At 43.1% G+C, this 3,580-nt stretch carries 1 CRISPR repeat array.

The annotated features are described in order from the left end of the window. Window positions 1–5 precede the first annotated feature (5 nt). Window positions 6–3,575: a CRISPR direct-repeat array (repeat unit 28 nt; unit sequence GTTCATGGCGGCATACGCCATTTAGAAA). Window positions 3,576–3,580: the final 5 nt, after the last annotated feature.

Raw genomic sequence — 3,580 nt, 5'->3', positions numbered from 1 at the left:
TGAAAGTTCATGGCGGCATACGCCATTTAGAAAGTTGGCAAGTTTTCAAACATATCAATATCAAGGTTCATGGCGGCATACGCCATTTAGAAATTCGTTAAACAAATAGTACACACCGCTAAACAGTTCATGGCGGCATACGCCATTTAGAAATTGAGTACAAACATTCCCATCTTCAACGAATAGTTCATGGCGGCATACGCCATTTAGAAAACTCGGAAATAAATTCTGAATGTTGTCCGTATGTTCATGGCGGCATACGCCATTTAGAAATGTAGCGCCGTGTTTGATAAGAATTGGTTTTCGTTCATGGCGGCATACGCCATTTAGAAATAAAATATCGGGGTTGATGTTGAGGCCAGCTTGTTCATGGCGGCATACGCCATTTAGAAAACGGCGCAAGCGAGAACGTTAAGCGACTTGTCGTTCATGGCGGCATACGCCATTTAGAAATGAGTACAAGGCGACGTACCCAACCGATGAGGGTTCATGGCGGCATACGCCATTTAGAAATTGAAAAGCAGCTAAACATGACTGCTTTCATCGTTCATGGCGGCATACGCCATTTAGAAACGTGGAATGCGTGACATGCAGGAGGACATCAAGTTCATGGCGGCATACGCCATTTAGAAATGATCGTGCGGATGAGGTTGTAACTGGTTCGAGTTCATGGCGGCATACGCCATTTAGAAATTCCACTGGAAATGATGATCAATGCCGTAACAGTTCATGGCGGCATACGCCATTTAGAAATGTATAGATAAGACACAACTAACCACATCACAGTTCATGGCGGCATACGCCATTTAGAAATTTTCGCTACTCACCTGTTGTCGATTCCTTTAGTTCATGGCGGCATACGCCATTTAGAAAACGTACCTTCAAATACAGAATACCCGTTTGTCGGTTCATGGCGGCATACGCCATTTAGAAAATTTCCAAATAGCACGTTGCCTGAGTTCATCTGTTCATGGCGGCATACGCCATTTAGAAATAACACCGCAATCGTATGTTGCAGCAGGTAAAGTTCATGGCGGCATACGCCATTTAGAAATGAATACAGCACCCCAACAGGTGAAACTATTCGTTCATGGCGGCATACGCCATTTAGAAATACATGCGCGACAACACTTCAATTCAGATGATGTTCATGGCGGCATACGCCATTTAGAAAATTAGGTGAGAAGTGGCATGCGGACCATTTGGGTTCATGGCGGCATACGCCATTTAGAAAATTACGAGTGCAAATTCTTTCCAAGGGTTAATGTTCATGGCGGCATACGCCATTTAGAAAGCAAAAGCTCGCATCAATCGTGATCAAGTAAAGTTCATGGCGGCATACGCCATTTAGAAAGAAAGGCGGTTTTTTATTGCGTGGAGAAAAGTGTTCATGGCGGCATACGCCATTTAGAAATTTCAATAATGCAATCGACTGATATGCAATACGTTCATGGCGGCATACGCCATTTAGAAATTGTGAACGCGTTTAGAACGCGCCACAGGTTTGTTCATGGCGGCATACGCCATTTAGAAATCAAACAAGATAGATTCGGACTTGGCGCATTTGTTCATGGCGGCATACGCCATTTAGAAAATATTTGGAGCGAATCGAAGAAAGCGCACGAAGTTCATGGCGGCATACGCCATTTAGAAAGAATTTGAATAAAACAGCGTGTCAAAAATGGCGTTCATGGCGGCATACGCCATTTAGAAAACTGGGGTGGGCTGTTGCAACTTTTATTTTTCGTTCATGGCGGCATACGCCATTTAGAAATTCAAGAGCATCGCATCACTGTCGTCATTCTCGTTCATGGCGGCATACGCCATTTAGAAAAACATGGGAATGTTGTGTACCACTTTATCAATGTTCATGGCGGCATACGCCATTTAGAAATGGTGTTAGACCTGGAACCAGGGATAAAAGCCGTTCATGGCGGCATACGCCATTTAGAAATGATTATTAGGAAAAGATATGAGCCATATCATGTTCATGGCGGCATACGCCATTTAGAAAAATAACTGTTACGGACTGGTGGAATCGCTCAAGTTCATGGCGGCATACGCCATTTAGAAATCATTAGTTAAAGTAATTTCACCGCTTTAGCGGTTCATGGCGGCATACGCCATTTAGAAAATGAGAATACGCATGGCGTTCTTAGGATTACTGTTCATGGCGGCATACGCCATTTAGAAAATACGGATAACACTGATCTACCAGTACAAGAAGTTCATGGCGGCATACGCCATTTAGAAAACCTCTTAGAACTTTTGCTACTTGGCTGACGTGTTCATGGCGGCATACGCCATTTAGAAACAATCAACAGTGCCTAGCAATTGCTCTACTGCGTTCATGGCGGCATACGCCATTTAGAAACTAGCAATTGCTCTACTGCAATAGATAAAGCAGTTCATGGCGGCATACGCCATTTAGAAATTGTAAGGGATTTGATAATAAAATTCATTGATGTTCATGGCGGCATACGCCATTTAGAAAGACGACATCACAGATACTTCTGTATCTTTCTCGTTCATGGCGGCATACGCCATTTAGAAAAGAGACTTCATTTGTGTATTCAATGACTTCTTGTTCATGGCGGCATACGCCATTTAGAAAGTCTACAAAAATATGTCAATCGTGGTGCTGTTGTTCATGGCGGCATACGCCATTTAGAAATTAAGGCTGCCCCAGTTGATGGCTCTCTATGTGTTCATGGCGGCATACGCCATTTAGAAATACGGTTGGTGCTGTCTCGAAAGTTCTTGCGCGTTCATGGCGGCATACGCCATTTAGAAATGAGTATTGCGACAACGATGGAAAAATGTCACGTTCATGGCGGCATACGCCATTTAGAAATGACAGGGAATACAAGGGTGATGATTTTGAAATGTTCATGGCGGCATACGCCATTTAGAAAATAGACCAGACACAGACACATCACTATTTACAGTTCATGGCGGCATACGCCATTTAGAAATGCTAACAATCAAATTGTCTATAAAACATCATGTTCATGGCGGCATACGCCATTTAGAAAAATAGTTCTCTAATTTCTTGTTGTGAATAATAGTTCATGGCGGCATACGCCATTTAGAAACTGTGTTGTACATCGTTGCGAGAAATATTAAAGTTCATGGCGGCATACGCCATTTAGAAATCATTAACGGCCAAGCGTGGACACGAGAGCAGGTTCATGGCGGCATACGCCATTTAGAAATCCTCCGCCACTTGGATGCGCGACATTTTATTGTTCATGGCGGCATACGCCATTTAGAAAAGTGAGAGTTTCTTTTCTTGATCTTGTTCAGTGTTCATGGCGGCATACGCCATTTAGAAAATAAAAGCCCCGATTAATTGGAAAGGGGGCGAGTTCATGGCGGCATACGCCATTTAGAAATTATCAAGGACGCCTTAAGAAGTATTGCTCATGTTCATGGCGGCATACGCCATTTAGAAATTTGCTAGCTACACCCTTATTGATTAGATCAAGTTCATGGCGGCATACGCCATTTAGAAAATGATGTATACAATGTTACGCGCATCTGAGATGTTCATGGCGGCATACGCCATTTAGAAATTAAC

The organism is Acinetobacter junii CIP 64.5 (assembly GCF_000368765.1).
Classification (GTDB): Bacteria; Pseudomonadota; Gammaproteobacteria; order Pseudomonadales; family Moraxellaceae; genus Acinetobacter; species Acinetobacter junii.
The sequence above is the reverse complement of the archived record's forward strand: the minus strand, read 5'-3'. Positions and strand labels throughout refer to the sequence as shown.